At 32.1% G+C, this 17,775-nt stretch carries 35 protein-coding genes; 34 read left to right on the top strand and 1 reads right to left on the bottom strand.

The features are described from left to right. The first annotated feature begins 126 nt into the window (after window positions 1–126). From HMPREF9423_RS05350 to HMPREF9423_RS05305, 12 genes are all read left to right on the top strand, one after another. Window positions 127–579 (top strand): hypothetical protein, encoded by a 453-nt coding sequence (locus HMPREF9423_RS05350; RefSeq protein WP_006148310.1) that lies wholly within the window; start codon window positions 127–129, stop codon window positions 577–579. A gap of 92 nt (window positions 580–671) precedes the next feature. Then, on the top strand, window positions 672–983 hold the full coding sequence (locus HMPREF9423_RS05345) for a hypothetical protein (RefSeq protein ID WP_006148309.1): 312 nt from the start codon (window positions 672–674) through the stop codon (window positions 981–983). A 350-nt stretch (window positions 984–1,333) separates the two neighbouring features. Beyond that, window positions 1,334–1,546 (top strand): RHS repeat-associated core domain-containing protein, encoded by a 213-nt coding sequence (locus HMPREF9423_RS11925; RefSeq protein ID WP_208853959.1) that lies wholly within the window; start codon window positions 1,334–1,336, stop codon window positions 1,544–1,546. 36 nt (window positions 1,547–1,582) lie between these two features. Beyond that, window positions 1,583–1,783, top strand: a complete 201-nt coding sequence (locus HMPREF9423_RS12725; protein ID WP_006148307.1) for a polymorphic toxin type 34 domain-containing protein — start codon at window positions 1,583–1,585, stop codon at window positions 1,781–1,783. After that, window positions 1,783–1,887, top strand: a complete 105-nt coding sequence (locus HMPREF9423_RS12825; RefSeq protein ID WP_208853958.1) for a polymorphic toxin type 34 domain-containing protein — start codon at window positions 1,783–1,785, stop codon at window positions 1,885–1,887. The genes HMPREF9423_RS12725 and HMPREF9423_RS12825 overlap by 1 nt, the downstream gene beginning before the upstream one ends. Beyond that, the gene (locus HMPREF9423_RS12600; protein ID WP_420902915.1) at window positions 1,862–2,701 is read left to right on the top strand and encodes a hypothetical protein; all 840 of its coding nucleotides are present in this window, start codon (window positions 1,862–1,864) and stop codon (window positions 2,699–2,701) included. The genes HMPREF9423_RS12825 and HMPREF9423_RS12600 overlap by 26 nt, the downstream gene beginning before the upstream one ends. Window positions 2,702–2,846: 145 nt before the next feature. After that, window positions 2,847–3,365 carry an Imm15 family immunity protein gene (locus HMPREF9423_RS05330; protein ID WP_006155761.1) on the top strand — a complete coding sequence of 173 codons (519 nt, stop codon included), beginning with the start codon at window positions 2,847–2,849 and terminating at the stop codon, window positions 3,363–3,365. A 202-nt stretch (window positions 3,366–3,567) separates the two neighbouring features. Beyond that, a complete protein-coding gene (locus tag HMPREF9423_RS05325) occupies window positions 3,568–3,888 on the top strand; it encodes a hypothetical protein (protein WP_006148304.1) in 321 nt (106 codons plus the stop codon). A gap of 46 nt (window positions 3,889–3,934) precedes the next feature. Continuing rightward, complete coding sequence (locus HMPREF9423_RS05320; RefSeq protein WP_006148303.1) at window positions 3,935–4,462, top strand: Imm21 family immunity protein; 528 nt, start codon at window positions 3,935–3,937, stop codon at window positions 4,460–4,462. 102 nt (window positions 4,463–4,564) lie between these two features. After that, window positions 4,565–4,786: a hypothetical protein gene (locus HMPREF9423_RS05315; protein WP_006148302.1), complete on the top strand. Its 222-nt coding sequence runs from the start codon at window positions 4,565–4,567 to the stop codon at window positions 4,784–4,786. Window positions 4,787–4,826: 40 nt separating this feature from the next. Further along, window positions 4,827–5,609, top strand: a complete 783-nt coding sequence (locus tag HMPREF9423_RS05310; RefSeq protein WP_006148301.1) for a hypothetical protein — start codon at window positions 4,827–4,829, stop codon at window positions 5,607–5,609. A 412-nt stretch (window positions 5,610–6,021) separates the two neighbouring features. Continuing rightward, the gene (locus tag HMPREF9423_RS05305; protein WP_006148300.1) at window positions 6,022–6,321 is read left to right on the top strand and encodes a MafI2 family immunity protein; all 300 of its coding nucleotides are present in this window, start codon (window positions 6,022–6,024) and stop codon (window positions 6,319–6,321) included. An 83-nt stretch (window positions 6,322–6,404) separates the two neighbouring features. Here HMPREF9423_RS05305 and HMPREF9423_RS12410 read toward each other — a convergent pair whose 3' ends face one another. Next, window positions 6,405–6,548, bottom strand: coding sequence for a hypothetical protein (locus HMPREF9423_RS12410; RefSeq protein WP_162097542.1), 144 nt, complete (start codon window positions 6,546–6,548; stop codon window positions 6,405–6,407). A 39-nt stretch (window positions 6,549–6,587) separates the two neighbouring features. Between HMPREF9423_RS12410 and HMPREF9423_RS05300 the strand changes: the two genes are divergently transcribed. The 22 genes from HMPREF9423_RS05300 to HMPREF9423_RS05220 all read left to right on the top strand — a co-directional run bounded on the left by HMPREF9423_RS05300 (window position 6,588) and on the right by HMPREF9423_RS05220 (window position 17,754). Continuing rightward, a complete protein-coding gene (locus HMPREF9423_RS05300; RefSeq protein WP_006148299.1) occupies window positions 6,588–7,277 on the top strand; it encodes a hypothetical protein in 690 nt (229 codons plus the stop codon). Window positions 7,278–7,329: 52 nt separating this feature from the next. After that, a complete protein-coding gene (locus tag HMPREF9423_RS11915) occupies window positions 7,330–7,515 on the top strand; it encodes an RHS domain-containing protein (RefSeq protein WP_233419427.1) in 186 nt (61 codons plus the stop codon). Window positions 7,516–7,525: 10 nt separating this feature from the next. Then, window positions 7,526–7,801: a hypothetical protein gene (locus tag HMPREF9423_RS05295; protein WP_006148298.1), complete on the top strand. Its 276-nt coding sequence runs from the start codon at window positions 7,526–7,528 to the stop codon at window positions 7,799–7,801. Between the two features lie 112 nt (window positions 7,802–7,913). Next, complete coding sequence (locus tag HMPREF9423_RS05290; protein ID WP_006148297.1) at window positions 7,914–8,135, top strand: hypothetical protein; 222 nt, start codon at window positions 7,914–7,916, stop codon at window positions 8,133–8,135. 17 nt (window positions 8,136–8,152) lie between these two features. Then, complete coding sequence (locus HMPREF9423_RS05285) at window positions 8,153–8,824, top strand: hypothetical protein (protein ID WP_006148296.1); 672 nt, start codon at window positions 8,153–8,155, stop codon at window positions 8,822–8,824. Window positions 8,825–8,919: 95 nt separating this feature from the next. Further along, entirely contained in the window at window positions 8,920–9,096 is a 177-nt protein-coding gene (locus HMPREF9423_RS12230) for a hypothetical protein (RefSeq protein ID WP_208853954.1), read from the top strand. Continuing rightward, window positions 9,075–9,143, top strand: coding sequence for a hypothetical protein (locus HMPREF9423_RS12820; protein WP_080555155.1), 69 nt, complete (start codon window positions 9,075–9,077; stop codon window positions 9,141–9,143). Before HMPREF9423_RS12230 ends, HMPREF9423_RS12820 begins: the two co-directional genes overlap by 22 nt. A gap of 198 nt (window positions 9,144–9,341) precedes the next feature. Beyond that, a complete protein-coding gene (locus tag HMPREF9423_RS05280; protein WP_006148295.1) occupies window positions 9,342–9,728 on the top strand; it encodes an ankyrin repeat domain-containing protein in 387 nt (128 codons plus the stop codon). Window positions 9,729–9,785: 57 nt separating this feature from the next. Next, window positions 9,786–10,553: a hypothetical protein gene (locus tag HMPREF9423_RS05275; RefSeq protein ID WP_006148294.1), complete on the top strand. Its 768-nt coding sequence runs from the start codon at window positions 9,786–9,788 to the stop codon at window positions 10,551–10,553. 606 nt (window positions 10,554–11,159) lie between these two features. Continuing rightward, the gene (locus HMPREF9423_RS05270) at window positions 11,160–11,597 is read left to right on the top strand and encodes a DUF4265 domain-containing protein (RefSeq protein ID WP_006148292.1); all 438 of its coding nucleotides are present in this window, start codon (window positions 11,160–11,162) and stop codon (window positions 11,595–11,597) included. 118 nt (window positions 11,598–11,715) lie between these two features. Continuing rightward, window positions 11,716–12,024, top strand: coding sequence for a barstar family protein (locus HMPREF9423_RS05265; RefSeq protein ID WP_006148291.1), 309 nt, complete (start codon window positions 11,716–11,718; stop codon window positions 12,022–12,024). Between the two features lie 141 nt (window positions 12,025–12,165). Continuing rightward, complete coding sequence (locus HMPREF9423_RS12775; protein WP_006148290.1) at window positions 12,166–12,390, top strand: RHS domain-containing protein; 225 nt, start codon at window positions 12,166–12,168, stop codon at window positions 12,388–12,390. A gap of 33 nt (window positions 12,391–12,423) precedes the next feature. Then, complete coding sequence (locus tag HMPREF9423_RS05260) at window positions 12,424–12,891, top strand: hypothetical protein (RefSeq protein ID WP_006148289.1); 468 nt, start codon at window positions 12,424–12,426, stop codon at window positions 12,889–12,891. Window positions 12,892–13,329: 438 nt separating this feature from the next. Continuing rightward, complete coding sequence (locus HMPREF9423_RS05250; RefSeq protein ID WP_006148287.1) at window positions 13,330–13,731, top strand: hypothetical protein; 402 nt, start codon at window positions 13,330–13,332, stop codon at window positions 13,729–13,731. Between the two features lie 132 nt (window positions 13,732–13,863). Beyond that, the gene (locus tag HMPREF9423_RS11900; protein WP_080555138.1) at window positions 13,864–14,115 is read left to right on the top strand and encodes an RHS repeat-associated core domain-containing protein; all 252 of its coding nucleotides are present in this window, start codon (window positions 13,864–13,866) and stop codon (window positions 14,113–14,115) included. A gap of 52 nt (window positions 14,116–14,167) precedes the next feature. Next, window positions 14,168–14,302, top strand: coding sequence for a hypothetical protein (locus HMPREF9423_RS11895; RefSeq protein ID WP_006155657.1), 135 nt, complete (start codon window positions 14,168–14,170; stop codon window positions 14,300–14,302). 127 nt (window positions 14,303–14,429) lie between these two features. After that, window positions 14,430–14,819 carry a hypothetical protein gene (locus HMPREF9423_RS05245; RefSeq protein ID WP_006148284.1) on the top strand — a complete coding sequence of 130 codons (390 nt, stop codon included), beginning with the start codon at window positions 14,430–14,432 and terminating at the stop codon, window positions 14,817–14,819. Between the two features lie 194 nt (window positions 14,820–15,013). Then, window positions 15,014–15,337: an SEL1-like repeat protein gene (locus tag HMPREF9423_RS05240; RefSeq protein ID WP_006148283.1), complete on the top strand. Its 324-nt coding sequence runs from the start codon at window positions 15,014–15,016 to the stop codon at window positions 15,335–15,337. Between the two features lie 282 nt (window positions 15,338–15,619). Continuing rightward, window positions 15,620–16,000, top strand: coding sequence for a hypothetical protein (locus tag HMPREF9423_RS05235; RefSeq protein WP_006148282.1), 381 nt, complete (start codon window positions 15,620–15,622; stop codon window positions 15,998–16,000). A 376-nt stretch (window positions 16,001–16,376) separates the two neighbouring features. Continuing rightward, the gene (locus tag HMPREF9423_RS12815; RefSeq protein WP_006148280.1) at window positions 16,377–16,604 is read left to right on the top strand and encodes an HNH endonuclease; all 228 of its coding nucleotides are present in this window, start codon (window positions 16,377–16,379) and stop codon (window positions 16,602–16,604) included. 23 nt (window positions 16,605–16,627) lie between these two features. After that, entirely contained in the window at window positions 16,628–16,996 is a 369-nt protein-coding gene (locus HMPREF9423_RS05225) for a DUF7716 domain-containing protein (protein WP_004694758.1), read from the top strand. A 305-nt stretch (window positions 16,997–17,301) separates the two neighbouring features. Then, window positions 17,302–17,754 carry a tetratricopeptide repeat protein gene (locus tag HMPREF9423_RS05220; RefSeq protein ID WP_006148279.1) on the top strand — a complete coding sequence of 151 codons (453 nt, stop codon included), beginning with the start codon at window positions 17,302–17,304 and terminating at the stop codon, window positions 17,752–17,754. Window positions 17,755–17,775: the final 21 nt, after the last annotated feature.

Genomic DNA, 17,775 nt, shown 5'->3' with positions numbered 1-17,775 from the left:
GTAGCCAGTATGAAACCTCCAAGATGTAAAGTGTGTGCGTTACGCGCGAACCCTTGGCACAGATACACAACTGGACCATCATGGTAATAAATACTCTTTAAAGAATGCACATAAGAAGGAGAAATTATGTATTTAGATCAAGTAAATTATGAATTAAACGAAATAATCAATGATTTTGTATGTAACTCAAATGACGCGCCCACACCGGAGGAAAGAATTGATATTCTAAAGCAGGCATGGGAACTTTTACCCAAACCAGCAACTCAATTTGTTGAACCTACTTCTGCGATTGCTTGTGGTATTTCAGGAAGCTATAAAAAATTAGGTGATTATCAAAAAGCTCTTGAGTGGATGTTAATTGCACTTGATGCACGAAAAGATGAACCTGCAGCAGGTGTGTTTATATGGACAGGAATCGTTTATTACGAATTAGGTGATATGGAAAATGCCTATAAATATTTTGACCTAACTTATAATGAGCTACGTTACACACCTTTCTCTATGGAAGACAAAAAATATTGGCAATTTTATAAGCAACGTAAAGAAGAATTAAATCCTAAGAAAAAAACCAAAAAGTAAGATTCGATATTTTCAGACGACCTTTTTTGTACCGTACTTAACCGCCACTACGCCTACGACCCGGATGTAGTATAACTAGAGGGAAATATACTATGAAATATCATATTGAAGATTTAAGAGACCAATTACATAACCATAACTGGATTGTTTTAAAAGAATCAGAAGGAAATGATTTAGATATATCAGAATATTGGACTATTCGTCATAGATACCAACCAAACAAAACTTGTACTCTAGTTTTTGAAGGAATGGATGACTTGGAAGTTTTACCAATCGAAAAAAGTTATGCATGTTTTTTATCTGAAGAGCCAACTATATCATTATACTTTTCTAAGAGCATTAAGTTATGGAAGAGAGATTTAAATACATTCATTTTAAATCTGAATTCTTTTATAATTTACTAATTTTAAATCCTTCAAACTATATAAAGCTAATCAAAATCCAAATAACTGTAGATGTTTCTAGCAAGCGTAGTTTGGGTCAAGACCCAACAAAATATCAAGGTTGTGTGAAATAACCTTCAGACGACCTTGCCCTATACGCTTACCCTTACCTGCTTCGTCTACAACGAAAACGGCCAGCACCAATGGAAAGTGCCATCTAAAGAAGAGAACGCCCGAAACGATTTGCCTGAAACCGACTGGCGCGATGTGCTGTACGATATGCTGTACCTGCCCGTTCAGAAACCATCCGCTACCACTACGATTTCAACGGCAATCTGTTGTGGTACGGCGAATACACCGCCTAGGGTCGTCTGAAAAAGGATGAGAGGGTTTATAAGGATGCACATCAGCCGTTCAGATTGCAGAACCAATACTTCGATGAAGAGACGGGGCTGCATTACAATCTGTTCAGGTATTACGAACCCGAGGCCGGACGGTTTGTGAATCAGGATCCGATTGGATTGATGGGTGGGGAAAATTTATATCAGTTTGCACTGAACGTACAAAGATGGAACGACCCTTAAAGGCTTGGCAGTTCCCTTATTGCTCCTGAATTGATTGTGTTAAGTAAAGCTGCGCTTGTAACTTTAGGTATAGTTATTATTTATGAAAAAGGAAAAAAAGCGCTTGATACAGTAATGATGGCAGCAAATGGAAATCAAGTAGATACTGGGGTTGCTAATCAAGTTTATAAAAAAATAAATGAGTATTTTCAAAGCACAGGAAAAAACCAGAGAAATGTGAAGTATTGTAAGAATTAATTAATTGTGGGCAAATATCTGCCAAACAAGCTAAATCTACTCAAAAAGCTTGGGGATGTTGCCATTCTCAGCATTCGAATGATAAGTGTAACAGGAAAAAATAATATGGTAAATGATAGAATTTCAAGTTTTGACGCTTTTTTAGAATGTAAAGATCTATCTATCAATGACTTATTAGAAAAACTACTACATTCTAATACTATTATTCAATATGAAGCAGCAAAAAGACTACAATTTTTTCAGTATAAAGAGATTATTGATATAATCAGAAATACCCTTTTAACAAGTCGATTTAGTAAACATAGAGAAATTGCAAATTTTATCTTGGGACAAATGCAAGAAAAACTTAGCACTACGGAATTGAAAGAAATTTTCTCTATATTAATTTACTCTATTCAAAATGACAAAAGTATTAAAGTGAAATCATCTGCAATATCTTCTTTAGGACATCTATTCAAAAAATATAATCTAGGAGAAGAAGAGTTTCGCACTATTGAAAATAATATTAGTTCTATTTGGAATTTAAATAGATATTCTATAATTATTTCTATTGCATTTAGTTCTGCATATTTCCCAAAAAGAAATTATATAAAAGAATATCTTATAAAAAATTTAAACAGCAAGCATCACAAAATTATCTCCTGGGTATTGTATGGATTAAAAGGAAAACATTATAGATCAGAATCAATTGAAAATTTACTAATACATAAACTAAGCCAATTTAATGAAAAATCTTATATTTACAATGAAATTATTGCATTTTTAATTTCAATTAATTCTAAAAAAGTTATCCCTTATGTTAAAAAGACACTATTCACTCAAAGTAAAATCGATGATGAAATTTATACTGAACTTAAAAATAATTTATCGGATGAATTTGCGGAATTAAGAAAAGAATTATTAGAAGAATTTAAATAGTTTCTTGACGTACGCCTTAATCGCAAACCTGCTTTCGTCTTCAAAGCCAGTAAAACCAACCACACTACTCACGATAAACATTGATAAATCCCCCATTCTCTAAAGATAATAGAGATTTCTTATTTTGCCATGGATGGAATACATAATGGAATACTTAAAACTATTAACAACGTTAGCAAAAACTGAAAAATCGTATCAGTATGATGAAATAATTAAATTACTTAAGCATCCTGTTGAATTTGAAGAAATTCCCTTGATTACTAGAACTGGAAGAGAAAAACCATTTTTGAAAATACTATCCCAAAAACAGTTGAATTTGTTCTTTTTAAATACTGCAATATTTTACATTAATAATATAAATTTAATGGCAAAAGATATTCTGATAGATAACGATTTATCAATATGTATAACATACCCGGATATAAGTTCTGAATCACATAATCTATATAGTTTTTATATACCTAACATATGTATTTATAGGTCGAAATATGAAAATACATTTAAAAATTATCCAGTCTTAAATTTAGAGAATTTCTCATGGTTACATGAATATTCATCTGATTTTAATTATAAAGACATTTTTAACATTGTTTACTCTAAATTTGATGACGGTTTTGGCCATGAAATTTTCAGGATATTTTTATTAAAAAAGAAGGATATTTAAAACAAGCGTAAATAGAATTAGCCTCCTCCTAACGCATACATTAAGGTCGTATGAAAGAGGAGACGAACGTTACGGGGACGGCGCACCAGCCGTTGAGGTTGCAAAATCAGTATTGCGACCGCAAAACGGGCTGCATTACAACTTCTTCAGATACTATGAGCCTGATGCAGGTCGGTTTGTAACTTAGGATCCGATTGGGTTGATGGGTGGGGAGAATCTGTACAGGTTTGCACCGAATACGCAAAGCTGGGTAGACTTTTTAGGATTATTCACATTAGAACAATTACTGACGGTAGGAATTGGCCCATTTGAAGAAGGATCTATTCCTGCTAGAGGACCTGAAAGGAATTTCACTCAAGAAGAACGCAAAAAATTGAATAAAATTGGTATATGCCATACTTGTGGTGCCACTGATCCTGGAACTAAAACTGGAAATTTTGTAGGAGATCACCAAGCTAATATTGGCTTGCTACGAGGAAATGAGTCTCAAGATCTGTATCCTCAATGTTTATTCTTGAAGTAACTTTAGTTAGCTAAAATTTAAATTTTTAATACATAGAGGTTTTGCAATGAATTTTTTTAAAACACATGATATTGACACTTATGGTGGTCCATTAGTCATGTTACCCAAATCAGATGCCAATATATGGCAGGGCTGTGTAGATTTAAAACCAGAAGAGCATTATTCTTTAGCTTGCTCTCAGCATAACTATTTATCTGTTTTAGCTGTAGAAGGTGTACAAACTATTATTTTAGGAGACGAACCTTTACCAACTTTTGCAGTACACAAACTAGACACTAGTGAGATTTTTATATTCAGAGCTTATTGGATTAATGATGAATCACACATTGATACTCATATAAAAAATATAGTGGATGGTCATCATAAATATCAGCCATTAGAAGAAACATCAATTTTCATTAATGATGTTGAATGGGTTATATTTGATAGTGCTTTTACTTTTAAAGATAAAGAAGATAGTATAGAGGTAAAATTTACTCATAAAAATTGCTTGTATAAAATCCAAACGTATTTGTACGAAGCATATGATATTTCTTTTTTAATTCATTCATTTAAATACTATAACGAACTATAGCAAGCGTAGGTTGGTCGAGACCCAACAAAATATCAAAGTCCTCTGAAATAACCTTCAGACGCCCTTCCCTATGATTTTTATCCAAAAAATACTGACAAAGGTATGCCTGGGAAAATCTATTTTATTGAGGTAAAATATAATACAGGACGATTAACGAAAGGTCAAAAGAGATCAGGGTTATTCAATTTGAAAAAACTGCACAATGCTGGAGGAAAATGTCCAAAGGCTGCATATATGGTTTCAACAAAAAATAAGGATAAGCAAACGGATGTGGCTTCATCCAAAGGTGTTGCTCGCTTTATGACTTTAGTATTCAAAAATTGATTTTAAGGACTATAATTATGAAAAGTAAGGAATTTATTCAATGATTTTTAAAAAAACTAAAGGAGAGAAATTTAAAAATTTCTCTATAACTCTTTTAAAAAGAAATGATATTAACAATTTCTCAAATACAGATAATTGGTTTTTAGAAAATATAATTCAAATTGATAAATTATACATAAATGAATTTAACTTAAGACTAGATGATATTGATATAAATTTTGGAAACTATCAATCTAGTTCGATTGAAAATACCTTAAAAAAAATGAAACAGAAAAATTTATCATTCTTTTCAGCTCAAGCAAAAAAAATAGATAAAATTTTAATCCTGTACGACAACCCTTTTTTAAATCAATTAGATTTAAATTCTAATAATGTATATGAAGCAAAATTTATAATTATGTGCCCATATAAATATAAAGAGTTGTTAGTAAATTTTATTACTAATAATGTAAATCTTGATGCTTGGGATTATGGCTACGGTATGGGATTGCTAGAAAACCAAACACTTGATGGTTCTAAAATTAAATCCACAATATTCTCAAGCGAAAATATACCATTGTTTGCAGAAAAAATATGGGACAACATGTTATTAACAAATGGTTCATTAGCCGAAAAAGGTTTTGTTAAAGATATTTATGAACTTAATATTCTAAATCATAAACAGGCTGAAAATATTAATTTGACAAGTTTCTTAAATAGAGGAATTGGAAGTTATTCTATAAAAAATGAAAAATATATTTGGACATTGAACTTTACTGAAATTGATTCAGTAAAAAGTGCACTTAGTTCAACCCCTTTCCTGCTTTCAATGACGAAAGAATAAATATTACTGGCCTTCGGCAATATGGCAGCAAGCTGTAGCCTGCATGAAACCTCCAATCCCGACGTAGTGTGTGCGGAACGCACGTACGCAGTTTCTGTTTTTCAGACGACCTCTGTCAAATTGCCTAACCCGAAGGCGACGCACAGCCTCACTTCCGTCACCTTCTGATGAATTATTTAAAATTATCCGATCCCGACAGTTACGAACCGCTGGCGCAAGTCCACGACTAGACAACCGAAGACGGTGAAAGCCGCCAACAAACCCACTACTTCCACTGCGACCAAATTGGCATCCCAAGAAAGATGAGACTCCGACAGAATGGGGAATAATTCATTCATCCCCAAAGAAGCCCTTATTGTTCCTACATTGCCTGATATAACTTAAATTCTATATTTTATTGGAGAAATTAATTATGAAAAAACAAGAAATTATTTTAAGTATGCAAACAGCTTTTCTTGGGGCAATTTGTAACAAAGTCAGACTTATTGCATTTGATATGACTGAAGAATTATTTACTCTTTATGTATATATTGATTCACCACTGACAGATGATGAGTATGAAGCAATAGATAGTGCAGTTACAGATGTATTGGCTGATTTTCCAAATTTTCTATATGAGAAAATATATATTATTGAAAATAATGCTAATATTCTTTTATTGAATACATATAAAGGATGTTTTTTTATGAGATTTGAAAATAATTTTGATTAAATAACTCGTTAGCCCTACCGTTCAAGACAACCGCCTGAAAACCTACAACGGCACAAGTTGCTACTACGACGACCTCGGCAACCTCATCCACCGCGAACTAACCGACGACGAAGTGCAGAACTATTTCTACGACCTGTATGACCAACTGGTCGTTGTACAAATGCAAATACATCAAGAAAAGGAGAAGGAACTATTTTAACTTCTAAAGGCAAAGTTGTTAATGTCAATGGAAGTGATATAACATTTATTTTATTGAGGTATAAAAAATGAAGAAAAAAATATTAAATAGCTTCTGCTCATATTTAGAAGCTAACCATATTTCATTTAAAAAACACGATTGTATTATTTCACTCTTTTTTAATGACATTTTTTTTGGAAAAATTAATTTCCAATTTAAAAAAGGTAAGCATGTAAAAATTGGGGCATTATGCTCATTTTCTATCGTTTCTTATATAAATGAGAAAAATATTCTAGACCAAAAATTTATAGAATTAAGTACAACTATCCCAAAATTTTATCCTGAAATAAACGATATTTTTGATGAAAATGACACACCAAGTAATTTTAAAGTACATGGTTCAGAACTTGGAAAATTTGATTCTATTTTTAAAGATTTTGGCATTATTTCTTTATATCCAGAAACATCCGAAAATGAAATAAATGAGATAATTATTGCCATATTCGATAATTATGTGTTTCCAATGAAAAATTATTATTTTGGAAGTAATTTAGCAATAGAGGATATTTTAAAAAATCCTTCCTCATATAAATACCCACTATCTACAATTTTACTAATAAGTCATTTACAAAACTTGGAAATTGATAATTTCGTAAACATAAAAAATCCTAGAAAATTCCCTGACTCAAAGAATATATCTCAAATTTTAGATTTATTATTCGCACATAAAAAAAATATTGAGATACACAATGATAACAATAGTAAAAATGACCACTAGATTGAGTTAGCAAGTCGTAGCCCGCACGAAACTTCCAATCCTGACGTAGGGCATGTGCGGTACACACGAACCCTTGGCGCAGGTATGCAACTGGACAACTGAAGACGTTGAAAGCCGCCAACAAACCCACTACTTCCACTGCGACCAAATCGGCATCCCACGTGAAATGACTGATGATAAAGGCGACCTGGTTCGGGGATTATTACGGATGGGAAACAAGTGCGTATTGATATTATAGGAGAATAGATATGTTAAATTTAAATAATTTACAAACAAAAGGATATGATGAACTTATTGAAATTGATGGAGAGGTTGTTTATCAAGTATTTGCTATTAAGAAAAATAATGGAACTTATAGCACATATTACTATACAGTACCAAAAAATAAATTGGATCAGGCTGAAGATTATGAGATAGAAGAATTTAATGAATTTAATGAACTTGAATTAGCTATAAAACATATTCAATCAAAAGGAGCTAATCTATCAAGATTTAATATATTTAAAGGTAACAAGCCTCTTTAAGACCTTTTTTAGATCATAGGTTGGTCGAGATCCAACAAAATATCAAAGTCCTCTGAAATAACCTTCAGACGACCTTCCCTATGATTTTTATCCAAAAAATACTGACAAAGGTATGCCTGGGAAAATCTATTTTATTGAGGTAAAATATAATACAGGACGATTAACGAAAGGTCAAAAGAGATCAGGGTTATTCAATTTGAAAAAACCGCACAATGCTGGAGGAAAATATCCGAAGGCTGCATATATGGTTTCAACAAAAAATAAGGATAAGCAAACGGATGTGGGTTCCTCCAAAGGCGTTGCTCGCTTTATGACTTTAGTATTCAAAGATTGATTATAAGGACGATAATTATGAAAAGTAAGGAATTTATTCAAGGTCTTATTGAATATTTAAAAAATAATTTAAATATTCCTGATGCTAATTTTCTAAAAGATAGGATTAAATTTAAAAAAGGAAAATATGTTTATGGTGAAATATCCTTTAGCAATTCTCGTACTTTCGAGGGGGTCATACTTCACCTATATGCATACAATTCTGAAATGGGAGTTTTTTTCTCCCAAAATGTTCCTCCTTATGATAAATCGTCAAATCCATATGATTTAGTATTTGTCCAACCATCTATCTCGCAGGCTCATTTTTTTAAGGCTCCCCCTATTACCTCATTTCCTTATGGAGATACCATTAAATTACCTGAATCTGAGAATGATGCAAAAAAAATCTATCCAGATGTATTAAAGCATTTGCAGCAAGATCATATTCCAATCATTATGGCCTTCCATTCCGGTAGCAAAGAAGTTTTAAAATATTTAGCACTTTATCCAGAGGCTTTTCGTTTTAAAGCATTAACCGCTATTTTTATTATAAATAAGAATGAATTACCACTAAATGATCCTTTAATACAGAATATTTTATTGTTTGATAAAAAAGTATTAGAAAATGATAATGGATTGTTTAGCAAGCATGATTTGATCTTCATGGAAAATTCTTTTGACCAAAAATTAAAACAACAAATTATGCAATAATTAGTCCTTGTAACAAGCCGTAGCCCGCTCACAATATCCTGTCCGACAACAATATACCTACCGTCCCGGACAACCGCCTGAAAACCTACAACAGCATGACCTATTACTACGACCACTTCGGCAACCTGATCCACCACGAACTGACTGACGACGAAGTGCAGAACTATTTCTACGACCTGCATGACCAACTGATGAAAGCCGAAATCTTCAAGAAAGCGGCCAACAAACCCACTACTTCCACTGCGACCAAATCGGTATACCGCACGAGATGACCGATAAGGATGGCAATCTGGTTTGGTTCGGCAACTACACCGGCTAGGGGCATCTGAAATATTTATTCCGTAACAATCTAAGCCAAAACCACCTATGAATACGGCCAGGACGGTCATGCTCAAAAAATACAAGAACGTAAAAACAGATTAAACAATCTAAAAAAGAGCATAAAGAATATTGTGTCACGAGTAATAAATAAAATCCAGATATTAAATTTATCAACTTACAATTATAGGTATTATTAATGGAAAAAGAATTATTATGTATTTTAAAAAAATATGAAACGCATCCTGATTTCTTGGGTGACACTATTGAAGATATAAATCAAGTAGGAGGTATGGATGATACAGTTTTACATATTGCAGCCAGAAATAATTCTTTAAATGATGCTCTTGTTTTTCTTCAAAATGGGGCATTGATCGATCTTAAAGGGGACTTAGGATATACTCCCCTACATTATGCATGCATGTTTGGAAATATCGAAATGGTGAAAATACTCCTTGATAATGGATCTGATAAAAATATACAAAATGAATTTGGAGAAAATGCCGTTAGAATTGCAATTAATTCATCTAGCGAAAATAAAGAGAAGATAGTAAAACTATTAAATGATTTTAAAAAACGTAAATAAAAAATAGATAATAAATCAATCAAATGGTGCAATACCTTAAAATGTAGAAAGTAAGACATGAAAAAAAACAATCTAATTTTATTAATTAAAAATCAAATGTCAGATAAACAAAAAAATGAAAATGCCTTACATTTAAATAGACTTTTACTAAGCTCAATAGAAAATCCTAGTATAGATAATGATTGTTTCATAGAATTATTTAGCTATTATTCTAATATATCCCAAGGAGAAGTAAGTGAACTATTTAATTTACTGCAATCTTTAACCAAAGATGAAATCAATATCATTTATGATTTTTTAGAATATATTTCAAAGTTTGTCAAAGACTTAGGAGTATATTGTGAATTTGAAAAATTTCTTACGGAGGTAAAATATATACAAGAACGAAATTATCTAGAGGAAAAAATTAGGACTACTTTTCCAGTTTTCAAAGTTGATAAAAACAATATCATAAGTTTTGATGATAGTGATAACTTTTATATATTTTCTATAATGCAACTATCTACTAAAACTTGGATTGAGATAACATACGATGATTTTCTCTCAATACTTGAATCACTAGAGTGGCAAGCTTATACTAATAAGGCTATATTATATTTTACTCCTTGCTGTTTAAAATATATTTTTTCTAATTTATCTAAATTTTATTTATATGGTTACGTTGTTGAATTTTTATATATTGCCCTAAGAAACAAAAGTACGATATTTAACACTACTCAAATCAACTTAATTATTGATTTTTTAAAATTAATCCAAAATTTTAACCAGGAAATTAGTGTCGAAACACAAAAAAAAATAACAAGTACTATTCAACTTTATTTATAACTTCCGGGAGGCAAGGCCATACTTTCCCATACCGTCACCAAACCAGCCTGGCCGATGCGCCATTCTTCCTCGGTTACAATGAGCAAACGCTATATCGTGCGCAAAGGCGATATGTTCCATATGAACGGCAAGTTCAATAAAAGACTCCCCGTCCAATCTGACCAAGACCCAATTAGGTTGCTAGGGGGCTTTAGCCTTTATCAACTTGCATCGAATACGCATTGAACAGTTTACAAAATTAAGAGAAACTTAAGCTTCAAATGGTAAAATTCTTAAAGCGGATTTAGATATTTATTTAAAACAATCTAGTTTAAGAATTGTATTCAGTCTACTTTTAAAGGAAAATATTCTTATATACGATGATAATGATAAAATAGTTTTAGAGTTATTTATAAATCGAGAGAATTCAAAAGGAATGGTTGACATATCTGACTCAAGAGGATATTCTTTTTTCAAAGACTAAGAAATAAATATTTACCATGAAAATATTAGTTATTTGGAAGAATTAATATATGATTCTTTAAAGAATATTACTAAAGTTTAACTTAAGAAAGTGCGAGTTGTTAAATTAAGTTCCTACAGTAGGTAGCAAGGTTATATAAGGTAATGAAAATGAAAAAGCTTTTTTTAAATCTAGAAGTAATTGATGGTTATCCTCCAGTATCTATGGAAAGCATTTGGGCAGAAGTGACTGAAGAAGGCTATCTTAAAATAAATAATATTCCTTTTTATAGCAAAGAAATTTCTCTAGGTGATATTGTTAGTGGAATACAAACGGAAGAAAATTACTTATTCTATGATAAAACGATAATTCATAGTCAAAATAGTACATTGCGGATTATTTTCTTTAATGAAAATCAGAAATTTAAAGATAAAATACTAACGAAACTAATCGATCTTGGATGTGAGTATGAAGCATTTAATGTAAATTTCTATGCTATAAACATCCCAATTCAAGTAGATATAGAAGATATATATCTTTTCTTAGATGAGTTTGTGGAAACTGACGATTTAGATTATGACACAGGGTATTTGGCACAATAATTTACGCAAGCTATATCTATACCGAATAACGGATTCTACTGCCTTGGAAAATGGAAAAATCGTAGCAATTCAGCAAATATATGTACCTATTTAGCAGGAAGCATAGAGAGGTTGCATTATGAATACCAATAAAAAAATCATAGATATAAATTTATTAAAATTAAAAACAAAACAAAATTTTTTAAATACATTAAATCAAGAACTTAATTTTCCAAGCTATTTTGGATCAAATTTAGATGCTTTAGATGAATGCATGAGAGATTTAAGTTGGATTCAAGAGAAAGAAATTATTTTGAATTTTAATAATATTAATAAACTAAAGGATAGAAATAGTGAATTATATCATTTAATACATGATGCATCATCTTTCTACAAACAATACTGGGAAGAAAATAATCATGAAAAAATAGTTACAATAAACTTTTAACTTACATGGTTGTATGAAATGATTTTCAGACGACCTTCTTCTTATATAAAAATCGTTGTCCTGACAATTCAGATAATGATAAGGATACATATAATGTAGCAAGTCGTAGCCCACACGAAACTTCTAATCCTGACGTAGGGCATGTACGGTACGCACAAACCCTTGGCACAGGTTCGCGATTGGACAACCGAAGACGGAGAAAGCCGCCAGCAAACCCACTACTTCCACTGCGACCAAATCGGCATCTCGAGAGAGATGACCGATAAGGACGGCAATCTGTTGTGGTATAGCGAATACACCGGCTGGGGTCGTCTGAAAGAGGAAACCAAGGTAACGGATAGCACATACCAACCCTCACACAGGTAGTGTATTATTAAAAAATTTGAAAGGAACCAGCACATGGTAACAGGATTAGAAATCAAAAATTTAATTCAATCTCATGAATACAAAAGATTATTAGATAAGGCTGAACATGATTATAAAATTAAAATTTATGACAATGACGACAGTATTTCACAAGAATGTAATTCTGTTGCTTATGAAATTAATAAATCAGGATTAACACCTGAGTTAATATTAGATTTTATTATGGAAAACGATAAATTAGTTTTTGTTTTCTCAAAATTAAAAATATCAAAATTGTCAGAGGATTACTGTGACTTTGAGGAAGATGAAGAAAATAGTGATGATATTATTTTAATTGGTCAGGCTAAGACTTTCCTCATTGTAAACTCTATAGAAATTTTACTATTGAGAAAATCAGAAATAGATTTAACAAATTTTTTGAAAGCAATTAAGATTCCTTCTTATAAAAAATATGCAAAAGAGTTATTTGAATTTTACCAAGAGAGCCTAAAGATATATTAAAACTTTTACTACTCTATCTATATTTTGATATCTTTATTATATCTCCTGACAAGCATAGACTGGGTTAAATCCCAACAGTGTAGTAAGGTCGTCTGAAAAACGAAGAAGCTCAGACGGCCTCGAAAATGCCACTGGATTCGTTTGGGACGACAGCCACCTATCACAGGAAATCCATTCGGACGGCAGGTATACCTATATCTACACCTATCCCGACATCTACGAACTTTTGGTACAGGTCCGAAACTGGACAACCGAAGATGGAGAAAGCTGCCAGCAAACCCACTACTTCCACTGCGACCAAATCGTCATCCCGAGAGAGTTGACCGATAAGGACGGTAATCTCGTTCGCGCCACCAACAGCCAAAGCATTAACTGCTTCGACTACTACGACAACCGTCAAATTATTGACCAGCACCATGGGAAAATTAGGAGAGCCAAATGTCAAATAAATTTTTAATTCAAGCTCTGCAAGAACACAACTTACCAGTTTGGGATAAACTTCACATTGTCTTAGATTTAGCAGAAAAAAAGGATAATGAAATTTACCCTATTATCTTAGATTTTATAGAACAACCAGAGTTTAAAAGGTGTAAGGGAACATTAATTTATGCGCTAGAAAATTATCCTCCAGAACCTCTGTTTGAAAAAGCGATTGATTGGTTAATACATGGAGAATTTGAAGTTGCTCATGGAGCATTTAACATCATTAACAAAATATCAAAACTATCAGGTGATCAAGTTGATAATGCATATGAAATCATAAAAACCTTTTCTACAAATCATCAAAATGAGAGATGGAGAACTGAATTATTGAACGACGTTTTAGATATGTTTGAGTAAAAATATAGCAATAAAATATCCTGAAAAATTTAATTTATACATAAGCTTTACCATTATTAATTTCTTCTACTCATTCCGTCTACGTCTCCTGCCGTCCTCATTCCCGCCAGTATGCCAATCAAGATATAGGGTCTGCATTACAACTTCTTCAGGTACAACGATCCTGATGCAGGTCGGTTTGTGAATCAGGACCCGATTGGGCTGTTGGGTGGGGAGAATTTGTATGCTTTTGCGCCGAATCCTCAAAGTTGGGTTGACTTTTTAGGGCTTGAAAAAATAATAACGAAAGGAGTTATTTATCGATCAAGTTCAAATAGTAATATCAATTTAACTCCTCGCCCTGGTAAAGATACTACTTCTGGTTTATCTGCATCTTTAGATTAACAACCTGGTAAATGTCAAGCTATTTATGTATGTAAACTTCAAGGAAGTGGGCTTGAGACAGTCAATGATCATGGACGACACGTTTCCATTCGTCAAATCAAAGCTTGTTGAATGGGCTAATACTCGTGAAATGCTTCTACAAATCCATCTATACTCAGAAACTACAACAAGCAATCCCACAGAATAATACTAGTTCCACATCATATCGGTTGGTATCTCGCGGGAGTGGCAGAATGGGGTGTGTAACTTGCAAGAAAGATCCAACTCATCGATTCACTATAAATAATCTATATCAGTAAACTGGAGACAAAACTATGGAAGATTTAAATAAAAATGTTTTAGATTTAATGGATAATTACTCACAAATACTAAGTCGAAGAAATGAAGTTTACAAAGCATCATTTTTTCAATTAAATAATCAGCCAAATAAAAATTATGAGCTAGGCATTTCTATTTTATTAAAAGAAGAACTACTAAATGAAAAAGACATTGATTTATTTGATATCATATTAAAATATGAAGAAAAAGAATCTATAAACATCTATATTCATGAAGTTAGTATTTGCACATCTGATGGAATCATATATTTAGAATTTTCGAATATGATGCTTTTAAAGAAAGATTTTATTCGTTTCCTTAGATTATTTTTAGATGAATCCATAAGACTATATAAAAAAAATGTAATTTTGTATCTTACCTCCTAGTGAAACTTAGATTAGATAAGTATTCAACAAAGCATTGAGATGTATAAATAAACCCTCAGACGACCCTATTGGACAACAACTTGCTAATGAATTAAATACTACAGTTAAAGCACCAAATGAATATCTTTGGTTTTAAGTAACGAGAAATTAACACCTTTAATATCATGTAAACAACATCCAGAAAGAACTTTAAAATGACTAACTTTATATCAACAGGTAGTACTTATTGGATTTCAGATGAAGAAATTCAAATTCTCCAAAAGAATGCCACTAATGGAGATAAAAACTCAGCATTCAAATTATATCAATACCATATGTTTGTATCTTTAGATCAAGATTTGGAATTTAAATGGCTAGAGATAGCAGCAAAAAATGGACATCCAATTGCCCAATCCAATTTAGCCGATTTATTTTTCACACAAGGCAATAAAGAAAAAGCCATATTTTGGGCTAAAAAGGCATATAGAAATGGTGCCAAACTACCAGACGAATTAAAAATATTGATAAATATCAATTAATTAATACGATTTAGCGGATTATCGTTATAAACCTAAAACTTCTGGAGGGAAATCAGTAACATTAGTTGCTTGTCAAACAGGGAAAGGGGACGATTCATTTGCTCAAAAATTGGCTAATGAATTAAAAGTACCTGTACGTGGTGCAACAGAAAATGTTAGTGCAGTTACAGGAGAAGTATTAAATGGAGGTAAATATGTTACAATTAAGCCATAAAATCCTTAAATTTTTCTTTTAGTATTTTTCTAACGTCTTATAATAACTCATACAGTAAGGATAGAGACATGAAATCTAATGCCAACATTTCAATAAATGACAGTATGTATATTTCTAAAACTGATCTGGAAAAGTTAAAAATTGATGCTTCCTCTAGCAATAGTCAAGCAGCATCAAAATTAGCTAATTTTTTTGCTTTTTATGAATTTAACAATGATAAATTTATATTTTGGTTAATTCGATCAGCTGAATTAGGTAATACTCAAGCACAATATGATTTGGCCTATATATTCTTTGATCATTACCAAAACAGTAAAGACAAAAACAAATTAGACGAAGCGGAAAAATGGGCTCTACTTGCTCAAAAAAATGGGATGTCTATTACTAACCTACTCACTGATATACATAATGAAAAGCAGAATTCCAAACATAAACATGAAAACAAATAGTTAAAATAAAAAACTAACCAAGCTAGCGTATAAATCCCTGAGTAAATATGGGGTGAATCAAGCAAGCCGTAGCCCGCACAAAACCTTCAGTCCTGACGTGGGTTGCGGTAAGCACGCGGTTTCTGTTTTTCAGACAGTCTCAATCCGTTCTTTGAGACTGTCTGAAATATTGGTTCTTTAATAATCCGATTATTGATCAGCATCAAGGCCGTCTGAAACATTCGTTCTTTTAAAAATTTCTCATTCACGCATTGGGCAACCTGATCTATCGCCAGCTGCCTAATGGCGAAAATCAATATTACCAATACGATTTAGAAAACTAGTTCGTCCGTGCTGAAACAAAAAAAGCCCGCGGGAAATACCGAGATCTGGAGATATGAGTTCAAGTCCCAATTGGGGAAAAGGTAAAAATAAACAGGGACTAACGTGGCATCATCATGAGGATACAAAAAGGTTGATACTGGTTGATTATAATGACCATAGAAGAAATTATGGTCTATATCACCAACAAAGAAAAGGCGGAAGAAGTATATGGGGAGGTGGTAGACCAGGTCGACGAGGAAAATTAAACGGTCGCACTAGTAAACCATTAGGTAAATGTTAATTTAATCATAGAAGGAACAAAAAATGAATTTAGATAAATTTTATAGAAGAAAAATTAGTATATCAGAAGTTATTGATTGTGCTAGATTATTCAACGATGATGATACTGATAAATTTGCCAAATTTCCATACATATATATTTCTTCTGATGAAGATGAGAGTATTCTTGATTTAGAGACGGTTTGTTATTTGGATAACGGCCCAAAAATAATGGATGGAAAAGAAGTTTTTCCTGATTTTGTAAACGAAAATGGATTAGATATTTTATGTAGTGGGGATGTATTTATGGATGTTTACGATGACTTAGATGAACGGTATCCAAATTTTACAAAAGATCAATTTATTGATGCTCTAAATTATTACATGGATAATGATGATTACATTGAATTTTAAAATCTATATTTAGGTATTATTTTAGATTTCCTCTCTACGATTACGGATATATTAGTGTAAGGAAACTAGGAGACTTATCTACATTACAACTTGATACGTTACTACGAACCTCAAACTTGGCAGTTTGTTTAATCAGGAATCGATTGGGTTGTTGAGTAGAGATAACCTTTTTTCAGACGACCTCTACCAAATCGTCTGAAGTCAGGTCATGGATGAGAGATTCAAATAACTATAGGCTTGAAAAAGGTGCGGGAAAAGGTGGAAACTTTTGACCTTGTTTCATTTTTATTGAGGAGTTGTATGCTATGAATTTAGATGCAGTTAATCCAGAATTAGAATCAAAGATTAATGATTTAGTCTGTGAGGCTTATAATAAACCTTTTTTAGAACAAGAAAAGTTATTAAAAGAAGCATTTGAGCTAATACCCCAGCCAGTAACTCAATGGACGCATCCAACGACAATGGTTACGATTGCTTTGTTTGAGTTGTATTATAAAAATCAAAAATATGAACAGGCTAAGGAATGGCTGAGTATTGCTTTAAGTGTCGCTGACTTAGGAACCACTAATGCAGGGACGTATCTGTTAGCTGGTATTTTTTATTATGACCTTGGAAAATATGATGAAGCTTATAAATATTTTGATATTGCTTATAATGATGCTGGATATTATCCATTTAGTATTGAGGACAAAAAATATTGGCAGTTTTATAAGCAGCGTAAAGACGAATTAAATCCTAAGAAAAAAACCAAAAAGTAAGATTGCACTGCACCTCAAAAA

The organism is Streptococcus infantis ATCC 700779 (assembly GCF_000187465.1).
Classification (GTDB): domain Bacteria; phylum Bacillota; class Bacilli; order Lactobacillales; family Streptococcaceae; genus Streptococcus; species Streptococcus infantis.
This window is presented reverse-complemented; position numbering and strand designations above follow the sequence as displayed.

Coding starts and splice junctions, on each gene's coding strand:
- HMPREF9423_RS05295 (WP_006148298.1), top strand. CDS start 7,526: ATGTTAAATTTAAATAATTTACAAACAAAAGGATATGATGAACTTATT.
- HMPREF9423_RS05240 (WP_006148283.1), top strand. CDS start 15,014: ATGACTAACTTTATATCAACAGGTAGTACTTATTGGATTTCAGATGAA.
- HMPREF9423_RS05320 (WP_006148303.1), top strand. CDS start 3,935: ATGAATTTTTTTAAAACACATGATATTGACACTTATGGTGGTCCATTA.
- HMPREF9423_RS05260 (WP_006148289.1), top strand. CDS start 12,424: ATGGTAACAGGATTAGAAATCAAAAATTTAATTCAATCTCATGAATAC.
- HMPREF9423_RS05310 (WP_006148301.1), top strand. CDS start 4,827: ATGATTTTTAAAAAAACTAAAGGAGAGAAATTTAAAAATTTCTCTATA.
- HMPREF9423_RS05350 (WP_006148310.1), top strand. CDS start 127: ATGTATTTAGATCAAGTAAATTATGAATTAAACGAAATAATCAATGAT.
- HMPREF9423_RS05315 (WP_006148302.1), top strand. CDS start 4,565: ATGCCTGGGAAAATCTATTTTATTGAGGTAAAATATAATACAGGACGA.
- HMPREF9423_RS05330 (WP_006155761.1), top strand. CDS start 2,847: ATGGAATACTTAAAACTATTAACAACGTTAGCAAAAACTGAAAAATCG.
- HMPREF9423_RS05225 (WP_004694758.1), top strand. CDS start 16,628: ATGAATTTAGATAAATTTTATAGAAGAAAAATTAGTATATCAGAAGTT.
- HMPREF9423_RS12230 (WP_208853954.1), top strand. CDS start 8,920: ATGACCTATTACTACGACCACTTCGGCAACCTGATCCACCACGAACTG.
- HMPREF9423_RS05245 (WP_006148284.1), top strand. CDS start 14,430: ATGGAAGATTTAAATAAAAATGTTTTAGATTTAATGGATAATTACTCA.
- HMPREF9423_RS05270 (WP_006148292.1), top strand. CDS start 11,160: ATGAAAATGAAAAAGCTTTTTTTAAATCTAGAAGTAATTGATGGTTAT.
- HMPREF9423_RS05300 (WP_006148299.1), top strand. CDS start 6,588: ATGAAGAAAAAAATATTAAATAGCTTCTGCTCATATTTAGAAGCTAAC.
- HMPREF9423_RS05220 (WP_006148279.1), top strand. CDS start 17,302: ATGAATTTAGATGCAGTTAATCCAGAATTAGAATCAAAGATTAATGAT.
- HMPREF9423_RS12775 (WP_006148290.1), top strand. CDS start 12,166: ATGTACGGTACGCACAAACCCTTGGCACAGGTTCGCGATTGGACAACC.
- HMPREF9423_RS05285 (WP_006148296.1), top strand. CDS start 8,153: ATGAAAAGTAAGGAATTTATTCAAGGTCTTATTGAATATTTAAAAAAT.
- HMPREF9423_RS05265 (WP_006148291.1), top strand. CDS start 11,716: ATGAATACCAATAAAAAAATCATAGATATAAATTTATTAAAATTAAAA.
- HMPREF9423_RS11915 (WP_233419427.1), top strand. CDS start 7,330: ATGTGCGGTACACACGAACCCTTGGCGCAGGTATGCAACTGGACAACT.
- HMPREF9423_RS05325 (WP_006148304.1), top strand. CDS start 3,568: ATGGGTGGGGAGAATCTGTACAGGTTTGCACCGAATACGCAAAGCTGG.
- HMPREF9423_RS05275 (WP_006148294.1), top strand. CDS start 9,786: ATGAAAAAAAACAATCTAATTTTATTAATTAAAAATCAAATGTCAGAT.
- HMPREF9423_RS05235 (WP_006148282.1), top strand. CDS start 15,620: ATGAAATCTAATGCCAACATTTCAATAAATGACAGTATGTATATTTCT.
- HMPREF9423_RS12600 (WP_420902915.1), top strand. CDS start 1,862: ATGATAAGTGTAACAGGAAAAAATAATATGGTAAATGATAGAATTTCA.
- HMPREF9423_RS05280 (WP_006148295.1), top strand. CDS start 9,342: ATGGAAAAAGAATTATTATGTATTTTAAAAAAATATGAAACGCATCCT.
- HMPREF9423_RS05345 (WP_006148309.1), top strand. CDS start 672: ATGAAATATCATATTGAAGATTTAAGAGACCAATTACATAACCATAAC.
- HMPREF9423_RS05250 (WP_006148287.1), top strand. CDS start 13,330: ATGTCAAATAAATTTTTAATTCAAGCTCTGCAAGAACACAACTTACCA.
- HMPREF9423_RS05290 (WP_006148297.1), top strand. CDS start 7,914: ATGCCTGGGAAAATCTATTTTATTGAGGTAAAATATAATACAGGACGA.
- HMPREF9423_RS12815 (WP_006148280.1), top strand. CDS start 16,377: ATGAGTTCAAGTCCCAATTGGGGAAAAGGTAAAAATAAACAGGGACTA.
- HMPREF9423_RS05305 (WP_006148300.1), top strand. CDS start 6,022: ATGAAAAAACAAGAAATTATTTTAAGTATGCAAACAGCTTTTCTTGGG.